Origin of the sequence: Arthrobacter castelli DSM 16402, assembly GCF_000430705.1 — a bacterium.
GTDB lineage: Bacteria > Actinomycetota > Actinomycetes > Actinomycetales > Micrococcaceae > Arthrobacter_C > Arthrobacter_C castelli.
Genome location: NZ_AUMN01000005.1, coordinates 169,648 through 188,654, shown reverse-complemented (window position 1 = coordinate 188,654; position 19,007 = coordinate 169,648). Strand labels below are relative to the sequence as shown.

Sequence of the window (19,007 nt, the reverse complement as noted above, 5' to 3'; positions counted from 1 at the left end):
CGCCCTCCACCCATGCACTATATCCGGGCCGTTCTCCAGCTCAAACGCAGTCACACCCCATGCCATATTTCATATCGCCAGCACCACGAGCATTGACACTGGAAAACCGGGACGCTAGCCTTCTGCAAAGGTTTGCAGACTGGAATCATGCGGTTTCCGGCAATGGCTATCAAGGAGAAGAGTGTGGTTGTTTCGTCCCCCGGGCCGGCTGAAGATGTGGTGCGTCTCCCCAAGACGGATCTCCACGTGCATCTGCTGGGCGCGGTCCGCTCGGAGACACTGGCCGACCTGGCCCGCGCTGCCGGCGTGACACTGCCACGCCCGGCAGCCGAGCTGTACCGGCACACAAATTCAGCCCCATCGGCCGAAGAGGAAAAGCACGGACCCTGGTACCCGCTGGGGCAAGTGTGCGAAATCATCGCCGACTGCATTTCCCACCCCGACCACTTGTCCCGGCTCGTCTATGAAGCCCTTGAAGACGGCCTGCGCGAGAGCAACGTGGTGTATCAGGAACTGTCCTATAGCCCTGATATGCACCGGCTGCGCGGCATGAAGTACCAGGACGTCGTCGACGGCTTATGCGATGGCGTGCAAGCAGCCGAACGTGAACTTGGAGTCAAAGCCCGCCTGATCGCGGCAATTGGCCGTGCAGGCACCCCCGGTACGGCCTCCTCAATGGTCCAGACAGTCGTCGAGTATCCCCGGGAAGAGGTCGTCGGCATCGGCCTGGATGGTTTTGAGCAGGCTGGCCCGCCGGAATCCTTTGTTGACGCCTTCGCCTTGGCCCGGCGCTACGGTCTCTACCGGACTGCGCACGCCGGTGAACATGTTCCCGGAGGAGCGAATGTCCGCTCCTGCCTCGACGAGCTGCACTGCAACCGCATCGACCACGGGTACCACTTGCTGGACGAGGCCGCCCTGGTCGACCGTTGCCGGGAGGAAGGCATTTATTTCAACGCGGCCTTCACCACTTCCCGGCGTGCGTGGCGTCCGTGGCGGCAGCGCTCTATTACGTCGATGGTGCGCGAAGGCCTCAATGTCACCTTGAACTCGGATGACCCCGCCCTCTTCCCCACCACGGTGGCTTCCGAATTCACCATTGGCGCCCGGGACGCCGGATTGTCCACAAACGAGTTGGCGGGCATTGCGCTCAATGGTTTTGAAGCAGCCTTTATTGATGACTCCACCAGAAATTCACTCAAACAGTCCTTCAACACGGCTCTGTCGGCCGCGCCCGGGGACAACGCGACGCAAGGGACATCACAATGACAACCGATCCGAAAAAACAGCGAGAGCACGACCGGCGCAAGGGTTTCTTCTCCCGGATCGCGGCCGACTTCACGACCCGCGCCTGGGTTCTGATTCCCATCGGCATCGCCATCAACTTTGTCGGAGCCACTCTCGCCGAAGCGCTGAGCCTGCCCCTGTTCCTGGACAGCCTTGGAACGATGCTCATCGCAATTCTCGCCGGCCCCTGGGTGGCAGGCCTGACCGGTCTGCTGGGCAATATCATCTTCGGTATTACGGTGGATCCCACCGCGCTGGCGTTCATCCCCTCCGCCGTCGCACTGGGCCTCGTCGCCGGCTTCCTCGCCAGGCACGGCTGGCTCAAGAGCTACCTCGGAATCGTCGGGGGCGGGATATTGCTGGCCCTCACCTCGACTATCGTCAGTGCTCCGATTGTCGTCATGGTCTTTGGCGGTGCCGGCGGATCCGGCGTCACAGCGGTGCGCGCCGTTTTCATGGCCAGCGGCGCGGGGATCTGGCAGAGCGTGGCCTCCTCGCAGATATTGGTTGATCTCGCGGACAAACTGATCCAGTTGTTTATCGCAGTGACGGTGGCCCGCGCCGTCCCGTCACGGTATCGGCCCAAGGCGGCACAGCGCAGCATCGCCGACCGCATCACCGTCCTACCCACCAAGAAATAGACGGCGGTACCGTCACTTGCTTGAATACCGTCCAGGAAACAGCCTTCTCCACCGACTCAATCCCCTCACCAAGATCGTGGTGGCGGGCGCGGTCATCGTCTGCGGTTTCCTTTTGCCTGACTTCCGCGGTCCGCTCGTACTGCTGATCGCAGTGCTGGCCCTGGCCGCCGTCGCCGGACTGCTGAAGCGCATCCTGCTCATGGCTGCGGCCGTCCTGATCACGCTTTTCATCGGTGTCTTCGTGCTTCAGGGCCTCTTTCATGAGGGAGATGGCACGGCTCTGCTGTCAGTGGGGCCGGTAACCTTGTGGCTGGATGGTTTCCAGCGTGCGTTGCTGATCTTCTTCCGCATCGCCATCATCGTCTGCGCGATGCTGTTGTTCATCCTGTCCACGCACCCCAAGGACCTCGTCATCGCTTTGAATAACCGGGGAGTCTCGCCCAAGCTCACTTATGTGCTCGTGGCATCCCTCCAGTTCACCCCGCAGATGCAGCGGCGGGCGCGGGCCATCACCGAAGCGCAGCAGGCCCGCGGTCTGAACGTCAAGGGATCGTGGCGCCGACGAATACAGGCCCTAATTACGATCATGGTTCCGCTGCTGGTGGGCGCGCTGATCGGGGCAGAAACCCGCGCGCTGGCGCTGGAAGCGCGCGGGTTCAGCCGACAGGGGCCTCGAACGTATCTGCGTGAGGTTCCGGACACCACTACGGACAAGGTCCTGCGCTGGGCCGCTTTAGTGGTATTGGCCGGCGTCATCATCTGGAGGGTCATCACATGGCTGAACTAAGAAATCGGCTCGAAGCCGACGACGGCGCGGCACCAGAAGTGCTGATCAACGATGTATCTGTCGCATACACGACCAATCCGGACAAAGAGGTGCTCCAAGGCGTCAGCCTGAGCATTGAACGCGGCAGCTTCATTGGAATTACCGGCCTGAACGGGGCTGGTAAATCCACGCTGTGCCGGTTGATCGCCGGATACATACCGCACTTTTTCGACGTCGATATGACCGGATCCGTGGCAGTCCGCGGCAGCGACACAGCCGAATCCGGCATCGGCGAGCTGGCCGAAACGGTTGGCTTTGTCTTCGAGAATCCATTCGACCAGCTCAGCGGCGCGAACCTGACCGTGCTCGAAGAAGCTGCCTTCGCCCTCGAGAATATGGGTGTGCCGCGGCAGGACATTGAACGCCGCGCCCGGGCCAGCCTCGCAGCAGTTGGAATCGAAGACCTTGCCGATCGGGACCCTGCCAAGCTCTCCGGTGGTCAAACACAACGATTGGCCCTTGCCTCGGTGCTCGCCCTGCGGCCGCGAATAATCGTTCTGGACGACCCGACATCCCAGCTGGATCCTCTTGGCGCAGAGGACGTCTTCGACGTACTCGATGACCTGCACCAACAAGGGTTCACCGTCGTTGTGGTCAGCCAGGATCTGGAACAACTGGCGCCACGGGTGGACCGGCTGGTGGTTCTCGAAGCCGGTCGGGTGCTATGGAATGACCGGCCCCAAATTGTCCTGAAGAACGCCGTCGACCAGTCCTACCCGCTCGCCGTGCCCGACGTGGTGCACGTGTGGCATGAGCTGCGCCAACGCGATCTGTTGCCGGGCGCGCCCGAACCTCCCCTCACCGCCACCGAGGCGGTGGCTGCGATAGCAGCACGGTCCCCTGCCACAAAAGCGGGTTCAGCCTTCCTGGATTCAGAACCGGCGACCAATGACACTGCCGGTGGCTGGGCTCGGCCGGACTCTTCAGAAGTTGAACAGCTCTACACCGCAGACGGAACGAAGGGCGTCAGTTTCAACGATGTACAGTACGTGTATCCTGGAGACGTTACCGCCCTGCAGAATCTGTCCCTCAACCTGGAGGGCGGTTGCATCTGCGTCATCGGGCAAAACGGGGCGGGCAAAAGTACGTTCGCCCGGCATCTCAATGGCCTCCTAAAGCCGACGGCGGGCACGGTAAAGGTGGTCGGTCAGGATACGGCCGGGATGAACGTCTCTGTTCTGGCCCGCGATGTCGGGCTTGCCTTTCAAAACCCGGACGACCAACTGTTCCGCCGAACGGTGCAGGACGAGGTGCAGTTCGGCCCTGAGAACATCGGAGCACCGGACGCCGAAGTTGCGACCCGCGCCAACGAGGCCATGGAGCTGCTCGGCTTATTGGATGTGAAGGACCAGAAACCCCACGATCTCGATCTGGCCCATCGTAAGCATGTTGCCACGGCTTCGGTGCTTGCCATGGATACTCCGGTGCTGGTTCTGGATGAACCCACCGGTGGTCAGGATGCACAAGGCACCGAACTGCTGGGCAATCTGGTGCGTCAAGCTGCTTCGCGCGGCAAGACCGTCATCGTTATCACCCACGATATGCACTTTGCCGCCCGGTACGCCGACCGGGTGGTGGTGCTGGCAGAGGGGACACTCCTGGCCGACGGGGACGCCCGGAGCGTGTTCGGGCAGCCGGAAGTGCTGCGGCGCGGCCATGTGACTGCGCCTGCCACTACCCGGCTTGCGGCCGGTCTCGGCCTTACCTCGTTACCACTATCTCCGGCAGAGTTGGTGGCTGAGTTGGCGGGCTGACCCGTGGTGGTCGTGCTCCATGTCCGCACACGGGTCTTGACCGTCGCGAAAGGCCATGTCCTCAGCGGCCGCGGTCGTCGCCAAGGCTAGCTCGCCGGCGCCACATTCTCCGCCCCCGATTCCCCGCCCGATTTATTTTCGGCAAGGAGTACATCCAGCCATTCGAAGTGCTGATCGATGGCGGCGAGAACGGCATCGTGGTCTTGTGCCTGGACAGCCTCCAGTATGTCGCGGTGAACCTTGCGCATAGTCAGTCGATCCTTGCTCAAGCTCAAACTCTGGATGGTTTCGGCAAGTACCTGGGACAGCACCTGGGAGAAGAATTGCAGGGCTTTTGACCCGGATGCCTCAAACAGCGCCTGGTGGAAGTCCAAGTCCGCCTGCCGCAGCCGTTCGCCGTCGTCGGTGGCTTCCATCGAGTCGACCGCCACGGCCATGTGAGCGATGCTGACATGGTCGTGGCTGCCGGCAGCTTCGATTGCCGCTTGTCGCTCGAGGGCGACTCGAACCGTAACAATAGATTCAACTGTCAGATCGGAAGCCATGAGCCCGAGCATCAGAACCTCACTGATCGTCTCCGGCCGCAGCCCTACGACAAAGGTCCCCGCGCGGCCGCGGCGCTCCAGTATTCCCATCGATTGAAGCCTGCCCACCCGGTCACGCAGGGCAGTACGGCTGACCCCCAGGTCTTCGGCCAGCTCACGCTCGCTCAGTAACCTGTCGCCCGGTTTCATATCCTTAATCTGCTTGACCAGGGCATGGGTGATGGGATCCTTGCCCGGGATTAGTTCAGTGCCATCTTGTCCACTCATCGTCATTAGACCTCCCGTCAGTGACGCCGCAGTCATTGGCATGAACCAATGCCATCTACAACGCCTGGCTGGCGTTTGGAACTGAATGTATCAGTCCCCCGTCGACCGGCAGGCACACCCCATTGATGTACTTGGCTTCGTCGGAGGCGAGGAATAATGCTGCATTGGCCACGTCGAACGAGTCGCCCATGGCACCGGTTGGGCTGGCCCTGTTCCGCATCCGGCGCATTTGTTCAACTGAGTCGTAGTTTTCCGCAATCTGCTGGTACATCATCGGGGTTTCGATAAAACCCGGCGCCACGCAATTGGCCCGCACTCCGCGGTTTGCGTATTCCACAGCAATATTCCGGGTGAACTGGATCAGCCCTGCCTTGGATGCCGCATATCCGGGATAGTTGTAGCCCAGGTGCCTGATTCCTCCGATCGATGCGATGTTGACGATGGCGCCGCCGGTCTCCAGCAGGTACGGCAACACATGTTTGGTGGTGAGAAAAGCGCTGGACAGGTTCGCCGACATAACCTTGTCCCATTCCTCCTCCGTCATCTCCAGAGGCCCGCCCATTGGCGCAATTCCGACGTTGTTGTGCAACACATCGGGTGTTCCGACGTCGGCGGCGCACGCCTCTACGGCAGCCTTGATGGCGGAGCTGTCGGTGACGTCCGCTTTTGTCCCATTGGTCCTCGCGGAAGGTTGTTCTGCCCTCAGCCGGGTGAGACCGTCCTGAAGAGCAACGGCGTCGTTGTCGACGATGAATACCGCGGCGTCTTCCCGGGCGTAGGTCAGAGCCGCTGCGATCCCATTATTGGTGGCGCCGGATCGCGATCCTCCGCCGAATAGCAGGACGGTCTTGCCCGCCATCCTCTGTCCCATGACCCTCCTTACTCGTCATCGCGGGCCTCGTCCCAATGTGGTCTGCCGCATTGGAACGAGGCCCGCAACACTTATTGCTACGCCGCTATGGCGGTGCGGACCTTCCGCATCGCGGTGAGAATTTCATCGACGCCGGGCACTACTGCGCTCTCCAACGGTTCACTGTATGGAATGGGCGTGCGTGCACTTCCCAGCCGTACCGGTGGAGCATCGAGTTCTTCCCAGGCCTGTTCGACGACGGACGACGAGACTTCCGCGCCCCATCCGTAGTCGCGGACTGCTTCATGGGCCACCATGAGATGCCGGGTTTTCCGGACTGAACCCAACACCGTTTCCATATCGAACGGATAGAGAGTGCGTGGATCGATGACTTCGGCATTGATCCCATGCTCCGCCTGCAACCTTTCCGCCGCAGCAAGCGAACGGGTCAGCATTTGCTGCGTTGCCACCACCGTGAGATCAGTGCCCTCCCTGGCGACCCTTGCCCGGCCGAATGGGACTGGCTCGAAGTCCACGGCTCCCTTGTCGTAGTACAGATTCTTGTGTTCGAGGAAGATGGTGGGGTTGCTGCTCCTCTCCGCGGTGCGCAGCAACCCGTACGCGTCCGCTGGTGTCGCCGGAACCGCAACCTCCAGCCCCGGAATATGGGCGAACAGCGTCTCCAACGACTGTGAATGCTGGCCCGCCTTGCCAACGCCTGAGCCGCCGTTGGTGCGGATGACCAGTGGACAGTCGAACTGACCGCCGAACATGTACCGGCTCTTCGCTGCCTGGTTGATGATTCCGTCAAAGCCGAGGAGGGTGAAGTCGGAGTACATGATCTCCAGGATCGGCCTGCTGCCCCGCATCGCGGCACCTACGGCCGTGGAGATCAACACTTCTTCAGAGATCGGTGTATCCCGAACCCGCTCCGCTCCGAATTCGTCGAAGAGCTTCCGGGTGACGCCGTAGATTCCACCCCCGGTGCCCCACGTTGTGATGTCTTCACCCATCACAAGCGACTCCGGGGTCTCCTGCAGAATGTCCTTGAGCGCGGTGTTCAGCGCCCGCCAGGTCGTCAAGTTCTTGGTGGTCATGCCGGCACTCCCTTCGAGTAGACGTCTTGCGTGGCGTCAGAGGCATCGGGGAATGGCGAATTCCGCGCGAACTCTTCAGCCTCCTGCACGACCCGGGACGCTTCCTCCTGAATGTCTTCCCAGTCCGAGGTCGTTATGACCCCTGCCTCCAGCAGTTGTGAGACCAGGCGCGCGATCGGGTCTTTAGCCTGCCACTGCTCCACTTCGACCTGGTTTCGGTAGATCTCGGTGTCCCCGGCCATGTGCCCGAGGTAGCGATAGGTGTCGGCGATGATAAGCGTCGGGCCGGAACCACTTCGCGCCCGCTCCACGCCTTCGGCCGCGGCAGTGAAAGTGTCCCCCAAGCTCATGCCGTCGACGTCGACAGACGGGACTCCGTACGCCAGCCCCCGTTGCTTGAGATCCGGTTGGGCAATCATTTCCTCGATCGAAGCCGACTGCGCGTAGTGGTTGTTTTCGCAGACGAACAGCACCGGAAGCTTCCAAATCGCCGCCAGATTAAGAGCTTCGGCCAACACACCCTGGTTGGCAGCGCCGTCGCCGAAATAGACGACGGACACCGCATCGGAGCCCTGCATCTGGGCTGCCAGGGCGGCGCCGGTTGCCAATCCGATCCCGGCACCGACGATTCCGTTGGTGCCGAGGATGCCAAGTTCAGCAACGCCGATGTGCATCGACCCGCCCTTGCCTCCGCCGTATCCGTCGCGGCGTCCGAGAATCTCGGCCATGGTGCGGCCGGGGTCGGAGCCGCGGGCGAGGCAGTGTGCATGGCCGCGGTGGTTGGACGCAATCGAGTCTTGAGGCCCCAGTGCGAGCGAAACACCCGTGGCTACAGCTTCCATACCCGCTGACGGGTGGGTGGAACCGCGGATTAACCGCTCTTCGGACAGCACCGGCATCCGGCTTTCGAACGCACGGATCATTGCCATTGTCTTCAGGCCCGACAGCCCCTGCCGTCTTTGATCGAATTCCTGCACAGCTCCTCCTTTACTCGATGACCGCGATGACGGTGTCGAGCTCAACCACATCGCCTTCTTCGGCGTGCAGGGTGATTCGTCCGCTGGCCGGAGCCTCAAACTCGCTGGTGGTTTTTGATGTTTCGATCTGGCACAAGGCTTCGCCTTGCGCCACGCTTGCGCCGTCGCTGACGAGCCAATCGACGAGGTCTGCTTCTGTTTCCTCCCCCAGGGTTTCTGCGGTAAGAAAGATATTCATCTACTTCTCCTTTTGATGTGTCGCGTCTGTAGACGCTGCAGGGTGCCCGGCTTCGGCCGGGAGGTTCGTGGGATCGATTTCCTGAACCACGAGTTCGAAAGTGACTGATACCTGGTTTGCTCCGGGGATCAGCCTTCCGGCGTGCACGTTTCCGTACTTGTCCACCAGTGAGCAGCTCAAATGCACGCCGGGCCGGCCTCGCTCGTCCAGTGCATAGTGGCCGACCAGTGTGACCACTTCGGTGGCGGGACCGTCCACCCGGGTTGGCGGCCCACCGTGGTGAGGCTCGAATACCGCACCGACCAGGCTGCCCGTGCCGCCACGGACAATCGCCGTGGCGAACTCGTTGTCATTGCAGATCCGTTCCACGGCCTGTGTGATGTCCTCGTTGGGCAACACTCTGGCCATGACAGTCCGATGGGCGGGGTGTGCCGTATCGGATTCCATCGTTTCTCCTCCATCTCCGGTTTGAGGGGTGAAAACAGGAAGGAGCGTCTCCTCGCAATCGGAGCTTGTCAGTTCGATACCGTCCAGACCGATCAAGGCGACGGACGGCGCCGGGGCGCTGGTAAGCGTCTCCGGCCACAGATGTCCAGCGGCCAAGCCGCCGCCGGATGTACGCCAAATACAGTGGCAATGCATGAACGGCTTGCCATCACGCCGCCCAAGCACGGCCGTTCCAAAAATCACCTCGCCCGGTCCGGACGTGCGGCTTTCGCTGTAGCTGACGCTTCGTCCGGACCGGCCTTCGGCCGGAACGCAGTAATCGATCGGGTCCAGCGTCCCGCCCAGCAATTCGGCGATTCCGGACCGGTATCCCCCGGCCGCCAACAGCTCATGGAGTTCGTCCAGCAGCCGTCCGCCACCGGGCAGTTGCCCGATCGTCGTCGTGGATGTGCCCTTGACCGACTGCAACCGGCTCTCATGCTGTGGCCCGGGATGGGTAATGTGCATTGGTTGTCCTTTCGACGCCGCTATCCGATGGCCGATCCGCCACACACCTTCAGCACTTGCCCGGTGACAAAGGAGGCGCCGGGAGAGGCCAGATACGCCACCGCTTCGGCGATATCGGCGGGAGTGCCCATTCGTTTGATGGGTTGATTGCTGAAGTCATAGGCGACCGAGCTTGTCATCGGCGTCTCGACCGGTCCCGGCGCGACGGAATTACACGTAATGCCCAGATGCCCGACTTCTTTGGCCACCCACTTGGTGAGTGCAATGACTCCGCCCTTCGACGCGGCGTAGGCCGGACCTGAACGACTTGCATCTTCTCCAGACGACAGCGGGCCGCCCATGATCCCGGAGATCGAGCTGACGTTGACAATCGATCCTGTCCCTTGGGCCGCCATATGCGGGTGGATAGCGTGCCGGGTGAACAGGAAAGTGCCCTTCAGGTTGGTGTCCAGATCGCGCTGCCACATTTCTCCTGTCATCTCGTCCAGTCCGAGGCGGGCGCAGGTGCCGGCGTTATTAACCACGACGTCGATCCGGCCGAAAGTGGAAACCGTCCAGCCAACGGCTTCCTTCACCGCGGACTCGTCGCGGACATCGACAGCACGTCCTTCCACTCGCGCTGCCGGGAGGTTCTCCCGGATCTTAGCCACGACTTCTGTTGGTTCCTGGATATCGACCAAGACGACGGCGGCGCCTCGGTCTGCGAGGCTGTGGGCAATCTCCGCCCCGATTCCCTGGGCGGCACCGGTAACCAGCGAGACCAGTCCGGTCAGTTGTTCAGTCATAGTGAGTTCTCTCTTTCTGCTTGGAGGACTACATGCCCAGCAGATCCGGCAGCCAGTTGGACAGGCCCGGAATGAAGGCAATCAGCAGCAGCACTGTGAGGGCCGCAATGAGGAATGGAACAGCCCCCTTGGAGACGCCCGTCAATGGAGTCTTCGCAATGCCGGCGGCGACGAAGAGGTTGACCCCGACCGGTGGTGTAATCAGGCCGATGGCCAGGTTCACTGTCATCATCACGCCGATGGTGGTGATGTCGTATCCCAGGGACAGCAGGATCGGCACGAAGATCGGGATGAACAGGAACAGCGCTGAGATCGCATCGATAAAGGCCCCGGCAATAAGCAGCAGCACCAGCACCAGGATCATAATGACCACGCGATTGTCGGTAATGCCCAGGATTGCGTCCGACACATGCTGGGCAACCCGTTCAGAGGTAATGACGTAGGCGAAGATCGATGCGCATCCCACAATGATCATCACCACCGAAGACTGCACGGCCGAGGTGATGAAGATCTTGCCGAGGGAGCCCGGTTTGATTTCCCGGTAGAAGAACAGCCCCACCGCCAGTGCGTAGAAAGCTGCCACCACTGCGGATTCTGTGGGGGTGAAGACACCACCGTAGATGCCGCCGAGGATGATGACGGGGACCAGCAGTCCCGGGATGGCGTTGACGAACCTCTTGGCGATATCTCCGAGGGGTGCACGTCCGGCCTGCTGGGCGCCGTGGGCTGCCAGTTTTTCGATTTCCTCTTTCTCACCCGGATGCAGGCGTTCCCCGCTGCCGCCGGATAATCCTGAAGATCCTCCCCCGCTGCGGTCGAGTGCACCCACTGCGGCCGGTGCCGGGGCACGAGCCGCCTGGGTACGCGGGATCATCCGTGCGGCGATGTATAGCGCCAAGGCCATCAGGATGCCGGGAATCACCCCTGCCATGAAGAGGCGCGCGATCGAGACCCGCTCGTAGTCGCTGGCCACCACACCGAAGATGATGAGCGTGATGCTCGGAGGGATGATGATGCCCATCGAACCGGCGCTGGCGAGCATCGCAGCGGCATGATGTTTGAAATAACCATTCCGGACCAAGGCCGGAATGAGAATGGCACCAATCGCCGCCACAGTCGCCGGACCTGAGCCGGAGATTGCGGAAAAGAAGAAGGCCGCGATAATGACGACCATTGCCAGCCCATGCTTGCGGTGACCCACACACGCGTCTGCCAGGTCGATGAGACGCTTTGAGATGCCCGCGTACTCCATAATGACGCCCGCCAGGATGAAGAAGGGGATGGCCAACAGCGTGGCAGAGGACAGCGACGAGTAGAAGACATTTGGCATCACGGCCAGATTGTCGATTCCGCCGACGAAGACCATCGTCGCCACGGCTGCCAATCCCAATGCGAACGCGACCGGAACACTGAGGAACAGCAGCACAAAGAAGGTCCCGAACAGGACGACTTCAACCATTTCTCATCCCTCCGTTCTTGAAACGACCCGGCGCTGAGGCGCTTCACGGACACCGGTAATAGTTACTTGGACAACCCGGATGACTCCGAGAACTGCCCCCAGTGGAACCACCGCCGTCAGCAATCCCATGGGCAACCCCAATGCGGGCGTTGTCTGCTGCCGACGGAACTGGTCCAGGGAAATGTCGAGACCAAACTTGAACAAGGCCACGTAGAACAGCACGATAGCCAGGCCCGCCGCGACGACGATCACTTGATGTGTCCGTCCGGTCGCCTTGTCCCGCAGCAGGGTGAAGCCGAGGTGGCTGCCCTCCCGAATCCCGATCGCCGCTCCCACCATGGTCAGCAGGACGGCCAGATTGACGGTCAGCTCAGTGGTCAAGGCCAGCGAAGCGTTAAATATATACCGGGACAGCACATTCGAGAATGCGACAACACTGACGATGCTGAATGCCGCTACAGCTAACGTGTTTTCGACTGCGTCGAGCGCCTGCATCCGTTTCACAACCGGATCACTTCGGCTGAACGGCTTCGGCGAGCTCTGCTCCCCAAATGGAGTTGTACTTGTCGTAAACCGGAGCCATAGCCTCCCGGAATGCGGCACGCTGCTGATCCGTCAACGAGATGACCTCCATCTTTTCCTTCATGTCCTTCAACTGGCTCTCTTCCCGGCTTCGGTTTGTCTCCTTCTGGACAGCGTTGGCTGCTTCTGCGGCCTGCTGAACGATTTTCTGGTCCTTCTCCGGAAGGGATTCATACAATTCATCGTTCATGCCGAGAATCAAAGGATCGTAGACGTAGTTCCACATCGTCATGTAATCCAGCACTTCGGTGAGGCCGGACGAGTACGTCACGTCCAAAGGGTTCACCTGGCCGTCAATGGTGCCCTGCTGTAGGGCCGTAAAGACCTCCGAGAAGGTCATCGTCACTGGGTTGGCGTTCAGTTGCTGGTAGATGTCCTGGAAGAGCGTGATGCCAGGAATCCGCATCTTGATGCCCTTCAGGTCAGATGGTTCGTCGATGGGCCGCACATTGTTGGTGACCTGCCGGAATCCGCTCTCGCCGAAACCGAGTACTTCGACGCCGATATCGTCGCCAAGCTTCTTGTACGCATCCAGAGCCGAGGCCTGGATCGTCGCATCCGCTTCTTCATAGCTTTCATACAGGAATGGCGCGTTTATGGCGCCGAACCGCTCATCGATACTCGCGTAGATGATTGTCGAGTGGTACGAGAACGCCTTCTCCCCATTGATCAGTTGTTCGAGGCTGGCGACCGTGTCGCCACCGGAGAGTTGCTCGTTGGTGTAGATGTTCAGCTGCATCCGGCCGTCGGACTTCTTTTCAAGCACTTCGGCGAACTTCTCCGCGCCCTTGTACCAGGAGGACTGCTCACCGACCGTGATCGTCATGTCCCATTCGTAGGTTTTTTCACCGTCGGCACCGGCATTTGCGCCTCCTCCTGAACAGCCCGAGAGCACCAGCGCAGTGCTGGCGAAAAACGGAATGATGTACTTCGCTTTCATCTGAATCTCCTTGCCCTGATAGGCGCTGGGGTATCCGACGCCTGACCCAACCGGCGGTTGCACTATGTCGGTTTAGGGGATTTGCACCACAGACGGTGGTGATGCTATTCACCCAGTATGCCTGCTTTGGTACTACCAGACAACAGTTTTGGTGTACCAATTCGAATTTTGGTGGACCATACTGGGAATACTCAGAGGGACGGAACGGACGTCGCGTCGCCGACGTCCAGGACGTTAAAGCCGTGTGGCAGGAGGCATGGGGCGAATCAGCGACAGCTCTGCATCCGGGTGTCGGCACCGGCTGAGCCATGCTTCCCATGCCCCTGCTGGGTGTACATCCCACCAGCTCCGGCAGCTGGCCGCCCTACAGTGATACCTATGCCGAAATGTCGTCCTGGATCCGCTTAGTGAGGTTGTCGCAGAAGTCGATCAGGGAATCGGCACCACGGATATGTTCTGCAATCGTGCTGCGGGCGGCTTCATCTTTCACGCCCGCCAGATTGATCTCCAGAGTTGCCTGAGCGATAGTGGCCGCCGCCCGCGTCGAAGCCGTCGCGGCAACGATGTCGCTGAGGATGTTCCGGTTCGCGCAACCGAGCAGCTCTTCACCCAGGCCTGCTATCTCCCTGCCCAATTCGAGCAACCGTTGCGGAGGTTTAGTGGCGCCGACTAACGCTGTCTGGATCTGCTTGGTCCTGGCCTCCTTGGCCGCGTCGGAGTCGCGGGGCAGGGCATAAGCATGCGCGACTGTCGCGAATGCCGCCGCGTCGTCGTCGCCCGCGTCGAGAGACTCGCCGACCAACGGCTTTGCGGTGGCGAGAACACGTTCCACCATTGGGGCGTATTCGGCGAACTTCTCCCCCGTGCTGAACCGGGCAGACATGGCAATCAGCGCTGCAGCCTGCGCCAGCTGCAACGATGCGGCGGCACCTCCGCCGGGAGCAGGCGCGTCTGAAGCCGTTCGATCCAAGTATGCGCCAATGCTTTGCTCGTAGATCATCCGCACCTCCAGGAGCATCTTATCGACTACTCACGCTTCCGGACCGGGTGTAGTGTCCGCAACATCGAACGGTTGAAGCTCCGCGAGGAAGGAGCGGCATGGAGCGTATCAACGACAAGCTGCTGAATTGGGCGTCGGTCATGGATGACAAGACCCGTGAGCAGGCGGTTCTCGCGTCCACCATGCCGTTCATCCATCCGCACCTGGCACTCATGCCCGATGCGCACCTGGGCATGGGAGCCACCGTTGGTTCGGTGATCCCAACCCTCGAGGCGGTGATGCCGGCCGCCGTCGGCGTCGATATCGGTTGCGGGATGATTGCCGTGCAGACCCAGTTCAACACGCGGGGCATCAAGGGGTAGAACCGCAGGACCCTGCGCCGGGCGATCGAAGCCAGCGTGCCCATGTCGGCCGGGACGAACAACAAGAAGCTGACCGACTCAGCTCGGACCCGCATTCAGGACCTGAAGGAACGGGCAGAAGAAGCGAACTTCGTCCCCGACAATTACACCGCGAAGTGGAAGCTGCAACTCGGCACCCTCGGGTCCGGCAATCACTTCATCGAAGCGTCCGTCGATGAGAACGACGACGTCTGGCTCTTCCTGCATTCCGGTTCCCGTGGCGTCGGTAACAAGATCGCGCAGCGGCACATCGAGGTCGCGCAGCACCTCTGCCGGGGCCAAGGCATCGAGCTGCCGGACCGGAATCTGGCCTACCTGGCCGAGGGGACGCCGCAGTTCGACCACTACATCCGCGAACTCAATTGGGCCCAGCACTTCGCGCTGCTGAACCGCGAGGAAATGATGGACCGCGTCGTAGCCGCCTTCGAGAAGTGGACCGGCGCAACCGTCGTCGAACGTGAGCGCATAAACTGCCATCACAACTTCACCCAGCTGGAGCACCATGCCGGCAAGGACGTGTGGGTTAGCCGCAAGGGTGCCATCGAGGCCCGCGAGGGGATGAAAGGCATCATCCCCGGATCCATGGGAACCGCCAGCTACGTCGTCGAAGGCCGCGGGAACGTTGAAAGCCTCCACAGCTCACCGCACGGCGCCGGTCGTCAGTTCAGCCGGAACCAGGCCCGTAAAAACTTCTCCCAGGACCAGCTTCGCGAAGCGATGAAAGGGATCGAATACCGGGACACCAACGCCTTCATCGACGAACTCCCCGCCGCTTACAAGGACATCGACCAGGTGATGGTCGACGCGGCGGACCTGGTCGAGGTCAAGCACACGCTTCGTCAGTTCGTGAACTGCAAGGGCGACTGAAGGCACCCCCCACTGCGTATTTGATCCAGAGGTCCTACGTGTTGACAGTGCGGACGCCCCATTCAAGAGTGATCTCAACCGCACCGGGCAAAGACGCCCGCCGAAATGGAGGCATTGTGACCCGCAGATTGTTCTTAGGCAGCCGGAAAAGGAGCGGTCTCGTTTCAGTCATTGTGGCGGGAATGCTCCTTTCGACCGTAGGGGCAGCGAATGCAGACACGCAGACTTCAGGACCGCCTGCTGAACCGGACATCGACGCAATAATCGCCGACATGACGCTCAACGAGAAGATCGGCCAGATGACGTGGACGCACGTCTATGGATCGTCGGCGAACGACACGTCAATGGCAGAGCAGAACCAAAAGCGTTACGGGGTGGACACACCCGCCCAAGTGGTGGAGAAGTACAACCTGGGCGGCGTTCTTTACTTCGCGTGGTCTGGAAACACCAACAATCCGATGCAGATCGCCAAGCTGTCCAACGGTCTGCAGGAGACCGCCATGGGAGAGTCCGGCGACGGCGTTCCGCTGGCCATCACGGTCGACCAGGAAGGCGGCCTCGTCGCCCGCATCGGCCCGCCGGCAACGGTGCTGCCCGGCAACATGGCCCTCGGTGCCACCTTCGATCCGGGTCTGGCACACGCCCAGGGTGAGATCCTCGGCTCGGAGTTGCGGGCAATGGGTATCAACGTCGACTTCGCGCCAGTGCTTGACCTCAACTCGAACCCCGACAATCCCGTGATAGGAATTCGCTCCATGGGTGAGGATCCCGACGTCGTCAGTTCACTCGGCGTCGAACAGATCAAGGGTATGCAGCAGTACGTGGGCGCCGCGGCCAAGCATTTCCCCGGCCATGGGGACACCTCGGTGGACTCCCACTACGGATTGCCAATCGTCACCTATGACCGCGAGACATTGAACAAGCACCTGCAACCGTTCCAGGCCGCGATCGACGCCGGCGTGGACATGGTCATGACGGCCCACATCATCGTCGAAGCCATTGACCCGGACATGCCAGGCACGCTCTCCCACAAGGTGCTCACCGGACTGCTTCGCGAGGAGATGGGATTCGAGGGAGTCATCACCACCGACGCGCTCGACATGGCGGCGATGGCGGACGAATGGACACAGCAAGAGATCGCGGTGATGGCCATCCAGGCCGGATCCGACATCCTGCTCAACTCCCCCGATATCGAAGCGTCTTTCGCAGGAGTCCGTGCCGCAGTTGCCTCGGGCGAGATCACCGAAGCCCGTCTCGACGAATCTGTCCGCCGGATTCTGGAATGGAAAGTCGAGCGCGGAGTCTTCGAGAAGCCACTGGCCGATCCCGATGAGGTGGCCGCCGTCGTCGGCAATTCCGACCACCTTGCCACAGCCAAACAGATCTCCGACCGCGCCGCGACCCTGCTGCGGAACGAAGAACAAACCCTGCCGCTCGCCCCGGGCAGCTCTGTACTGATGGTCGGCGCCGGGTCGGGTTGGCCGGAACTTATGGGCCCGATGCTCGCCGATCAAGGATTTGCCGTGACCGAAGAGTACGAGAACGGCTCCTCCCCTTCGGAGGCGTACCGTGCGCGTGCCGTTGCGGCTGCTGAAGGTGTTGACGCCGTCGTATTCACATCTAACAACGCCACCGGCAACACTGCGCAGCAACGCATGGTCGAAGAGCTGACCGCTACAGGAACACCGGTCATTGTGGTCGCAACCCGGAATCCATACGACATCAGCGTCTTCCCCAATGCCGATGCCGTCATCAACAGCTACGGCGTCAAGAAGGTCAACTTCCACGGCGTAGTCCGTGCCATCGCCGGCGAAATCAACCCCAGCGGAAAATTGCCCGTCAACGTCCCCAGGGCCGACGGCGGCGGGATACTGCTGCCGCTGGGCTTCGGCTTGGACTACGGCACCAAGGCGACCCCCGCCGACGTCGTCTTCACCAACCGTCCGGGCAGGGGTCAGGACGCTTATACGATTCCTGCGGCTGAGGGGGTGGATTACCTCATCGATGGGGAGATAGTCGACGCCGGTACCTACCGGAAGGCGCGGAGTGTTTCCGTCACGGCGGTGGCCGAGGAGGGGTACTACTTCGACGACGCCACCACCAGCTGGTCCTACACGTTCACCACCGGTCTCCCGGGTTAGCATTCCCCACCCGGACCTGCCTCGTTCCACTCATCCATGTCTGGAAAGGCGCTTTCGATGGTTTTTAACCGTAGAGATCTAATGACCGCGACTGGGCTTGGTGCTGCCGCCGCGGTGGCTGCACCCCTCGCATCCGGAGCCGCCGCACATACGCCTGGCCGGAAGAACCGGGGCAACGGACGGGGGCTGACCAATGGCGCTGATGTGGCAGCGGCGGATAACTGGAGAATCTTCGACGGGCGCAACGTCGGCATCATCACCAACCCGACCGGTGTATTGGAGAATTTCCGCTCGATCGTTGACGACATGGCCAACCAAGCAGTAGACGTACACGCGGTCTTTGGCCCGGAGCATGGATTCCGGGGAACGGCTCAGGCTGGAGACAGCGAAGAAACGTACGTGGATCCGCGGACGAGGATCACTGTTTATGACGCTTACGGCGCGGACGCGGCTGACTTTGCTGCCTTCTACCGGGAGGCCGGCGTCGACACGGTGTGCTTCGACATTCAGGACGTCGGCGCGCGTTTCTACACCTATATCTGGACGATGTGGGAAGCCATGCAAGCCGCGTCGCAAACCGGAGCGCGCTTTGTGGTGCTTGACCGGGCCAATCCAATTGGCGGCCAGGCGCGCGGGCCGGTGCTGCAGGATGGGTTCGAATCCGGGGTTGGGAAACTCGGGATAGCACTGCAGCATGGCATGACTGTCGGCGAACTGGCGAAGTACTTCAACGCCATACATTTGCCCGAGGCCGGCCTCGCACCGATCAGAGAACTGCAAGTCGTTGAGGTACAGGGTTGGCACCGCGAAATGACCGGACCCAGTCAGCGCGAAACGTGGGTGATGCCGAGCCCCAACATGCCGACGCCGGAAACCGCGACGGTGTACCCGGGAACGGCGCTGTTTGAAGCGACGAACATGTCAGAAGGGCGCGGGACCACCCGTCCATTTGAACTGATCGGTGCGCCGTACATCGACTACCGCTGGGCCCAGGCGCTGAACGCCAAGGGACTGGCGGGAGTGGAATTCCGCGAAGCGTACTTCACACCCACCATGTCGAAGAATCAGGGCCTTGTATGCGGCGGCGTGCAGGTACATCTCTTGGAACCGGACAAAGTCGAGGCGGTTGAGCTCGGTACGCACATGATGGTCGAGGCGAAACGGCTGTATCCGGAATTCGATTGGCGTGGCGATGAGGGGCGCTGGATGGACCTGCTCAGCGGATCCGCCCGCTTCCAGGAGCAGCTCGATGCCGGCGAAGGCGCCGGGACCATCATTGGTTCTTGGCAGGATGAACTGCTGCAGTTCGTGCGCGATACCCGGGCGTTCCTCGTCTACGGCGGGCCGCGGTCTTGAGGCGGCTTCTCACCAGCGTAGTAGCTGTAACGATCGTAGG

General features: G+C 61.2%; 17 protein-coding genes and 1 pseudogene. 7 read left to right on the top strand and 11 right to left on the bottom strand.

The window, feature by feature from the left end; all coding sequences use genetic code 11:
- The first annotated feature begins 183 nt into the window (after positions 1 to 183).
- From add to H535_RS0108015, 4 genes are read left to right on the top strand one after another with little or no spacing between them, the layout of a single operon-like run.
- Complete coding sequence (add, locus tag H535_RS24205; protein WP_162144869.1) at positions 184 to 1,269, top strand: adenosine deaminase; 1,086 nt, start codon at positions 184 to 186, stop codon at positions 1,267 to 1,269.
- Positions 1,266 to 1,928: an ECF transporter S component gene (locus tag H535_RS0108025; protein WP_026819145.1), complete on the top strand. Its 663-nt coding sequence runs from the start codon at positions 1,266 to 1,268 to the stop codon at positions 1,926 to 1,928. Before add ends, H535_RS0108025 begins: the two co-directional genes overlap by 4 nt.
- A gap of 16 nt (positions 1,929 to 1,944) precedes the next feature.
- The gene (locus H535_RS0108020) at positions 1,945 to 2,715 is read left to right on the top strand and encodes an energy-coupling factor transporter transmembrane component T family protein (protein ID WP_026819144.1); all 771 of its coding nucleotides are present in this window, start codon (positions 1,945 to 1,947) and stop codon (positions 2,713 to 2,715) included.
- A complete protein-coding gene (locus H535_RS0108015; protein WP_051298801.1) occupies positions 2,703 to 4,508 on the top strand; it encodes an ABC transporter ATP-binding protein in 1,806 nt (601 codons plus the stop codon). The genes H535_RS0108020 and H535_RS0108015 overlap by 13 nt, the downstream gene beginning before the upstream one ends.
- Positions 4,509 to 4,594: 86 nt before the next feature.
- Here the strand turns inward: H535_RS0108015 and H535_RS0108010 are convergent, their stop codons facing one another.
- The 11 genes from H535_RS0108010 to H535_RS0107960 all read right to left on the bottom strand — a co-directional run bounded on the left by H535_RS0108010 (position 4,595) and on the right by H535_RS0107960 (position 14,202).
- Positions 4,595 to 5,320: a FadR/GntR family transcriptional regulator gene (locus H535_RS0108010; protein WP_162144868.1), complete on the bottom strand. Its 726-nt coding sequence runs from the start codon at positions 5,318 to 5,320 to the stop codon at positions 4,595 to 4,597.
- A gap of 55 nt (positions 5,321 to 5,375) precedes the next feature.
- Positions 5,376 to 6,191, bottom strand: coding sequence for an SDR family NAD(P)-dependent oxidoreductase (locus H535_RS0108005; protein ID WP_026819141.1), 816 nt, complete (start codon positions 6,189 to 6,191; stop codon positions 5,376 to 5,378).
- A gap of 77 nt (positions 6,192 to 6,268) precedes the next feature.
- Complete coding sequence (locus tag H535_RS0108000; RefSeq protein WP_026819140.1) at positions 6,269 to 7,267, bottom strand: alpha-ketoacid dehydrogenase subunit beta; 999 nt, start codon at positions 7,265 to 7,267, stop codon at positions 6,269 to 6,271.
- On the bottom strand, positions 7,264 to 8,244 hold the full coding sequence (locus H535_RS0107995; RefSeq protein ID WP_211236554.1) for a thiamine pyrophosphate-dependent dehydrogenase E1 component subunit alpha: 981 nt from the start codon (positions 8,242 to 8,244) through the stop codon (positions 7,264 to 7,266). The genes H535_RS0108000 and H535_RS0107995 overlap by 4 nt, the downstream gene beginning before the upstream one ends.
- 10 nt (positions 8,245 to 8,254) lie before the next feature.
- The gene (locus H535_RS0107990; RefSeq protein WP_026819138.1) at positions 8,255 to 8,482 is read right to left on the bottom strand and encodes a lipoyl domain-containing protein; all 228 of its coding nucleotides are present in this window, start codon (positions 8,480 to 8,482) and stop codon (positions 8,255 to 8,257) included.
- Positions 8,483 to 9,436 (bottom strand): PCC domain-containing protein, encoded by a 954-nt coding sequence (locus tag H535_RS24200; protein ID WP_051298799.1) that lies wholly within the window; start codon positions 9,434 to 9,436, stop codon positions 8,483 to 8,485.
- A 20-nt stretch (positions 9,437 to 9,456) separates the two neighbouring features.
- Positions 9,457 to 10,221 carry an SDR family NAD(P)-dependent oxidoreductase gene (locus H535_RS0107980; RefSeq protein WP_026819137.1) on the bottom strand — a complete coding sequence of 255 codons (765 nt, stop codon included), beginning with the start codon at positions 10,219 to 10,221 and terminating at the stop codon, positions 9,457 to 9,459.
- A 28-nt stretch (positions 10,222 to 10,249) separates the two neighbouring features.
- Positions 10,250 to 11,680, bottom strand: a complete 1,431-nt coding sequence (locus tag H535_RS0107975; protein ID WP_026819136.1) for a TRAP transporter large permease — start codon at positions 11,678 to 11,680, stop codon at positions 10,250 to 10,252.
- A gap of 3 nt (positions 11,681 to 11,683) precedes the next feature.
- On the bottom strand, positions 11,684 to 12,175 hold the full coding sequence (locus tag H535_RS0107970) for a TRAP transporter small permease (protein ID WP_026819135.1): 492 nt from the start codon (positions 12,173 to 12,175) through the stop codon (positions 11,684 to 11,686).
- A gap of 16 nt (positions 12,176 to 12,191) precedes the next feature.
- Entirely contained in the window at positions 12,192 to 13,202 is a 1,011-nt protein-coding gene (locus H535_RS0107965) for a DctP family TRAP transporter solute-binding subunit (protein WP_035768750.1), read from the bottom strand.
- Between the two features lie 376 nt (positions 13,203 to 13,578).
- Positions 13,579 to 14,202 carry a cyclodeaminase/cyclohydrolase family protein gene (locus H535_RS0107960; RefSeq protein ID WP_026819133.1) on the bottom strand — a complete coding sequence of 208 codons (624 nt, stop codon included), beginning with the start codon at positions 14,200 to 14,202 and terminating at the stop codon, positions 13,579 to 13,581.
- Positions 14,203 to 14,300: 98 nt separating this feature from the next.
- On the opposite strand from H535_RS0107960, the pseudogene H535_RS24195 reads away from it, so the two are divergent.
- The 3 genes and pseudogenes from H535_RS24195 (at position 14,301) to H535_RS0107945 (ending at position 18,967) form a co-directional block, all read left to right on the top strand.
- Positions 14,301 to 15,470: pseudogene (locus tag H535_RS24195) on the top strand (RtcB family protein).
- Between the two features lie 272 nt (positions 15,471 to 15,742).
- Positions 15,743 to 17,611: a glycoside hydrolase family 3 protein gene (locus tag H535_RS24190; RefSeq protein ID WP_245580221.1), complete on the top strand. Its 1,869-nt coding sequence runs from the start codon at positions 15,743 to 15,745 to the stop codon at positions 17,609 to 17,611.
- 81 nt (positions 17,612 to 17,692) lie between these two features.
- Positions 17,693 to 18,967, top strand: coding sequence for an exo-beta-N-acetylmuramidase NamZ family protein (locus tag H535_RS0107945; RefSeq protein ID WP_245580219.1), 1,275 nt, complete (start codon positions 17,693 to 17,695; stop codon positions 18,965 to 18,967).
- The last annotated feature ends 40 nt before the right edge of the window (positions 18,968 to 19,007 follow it).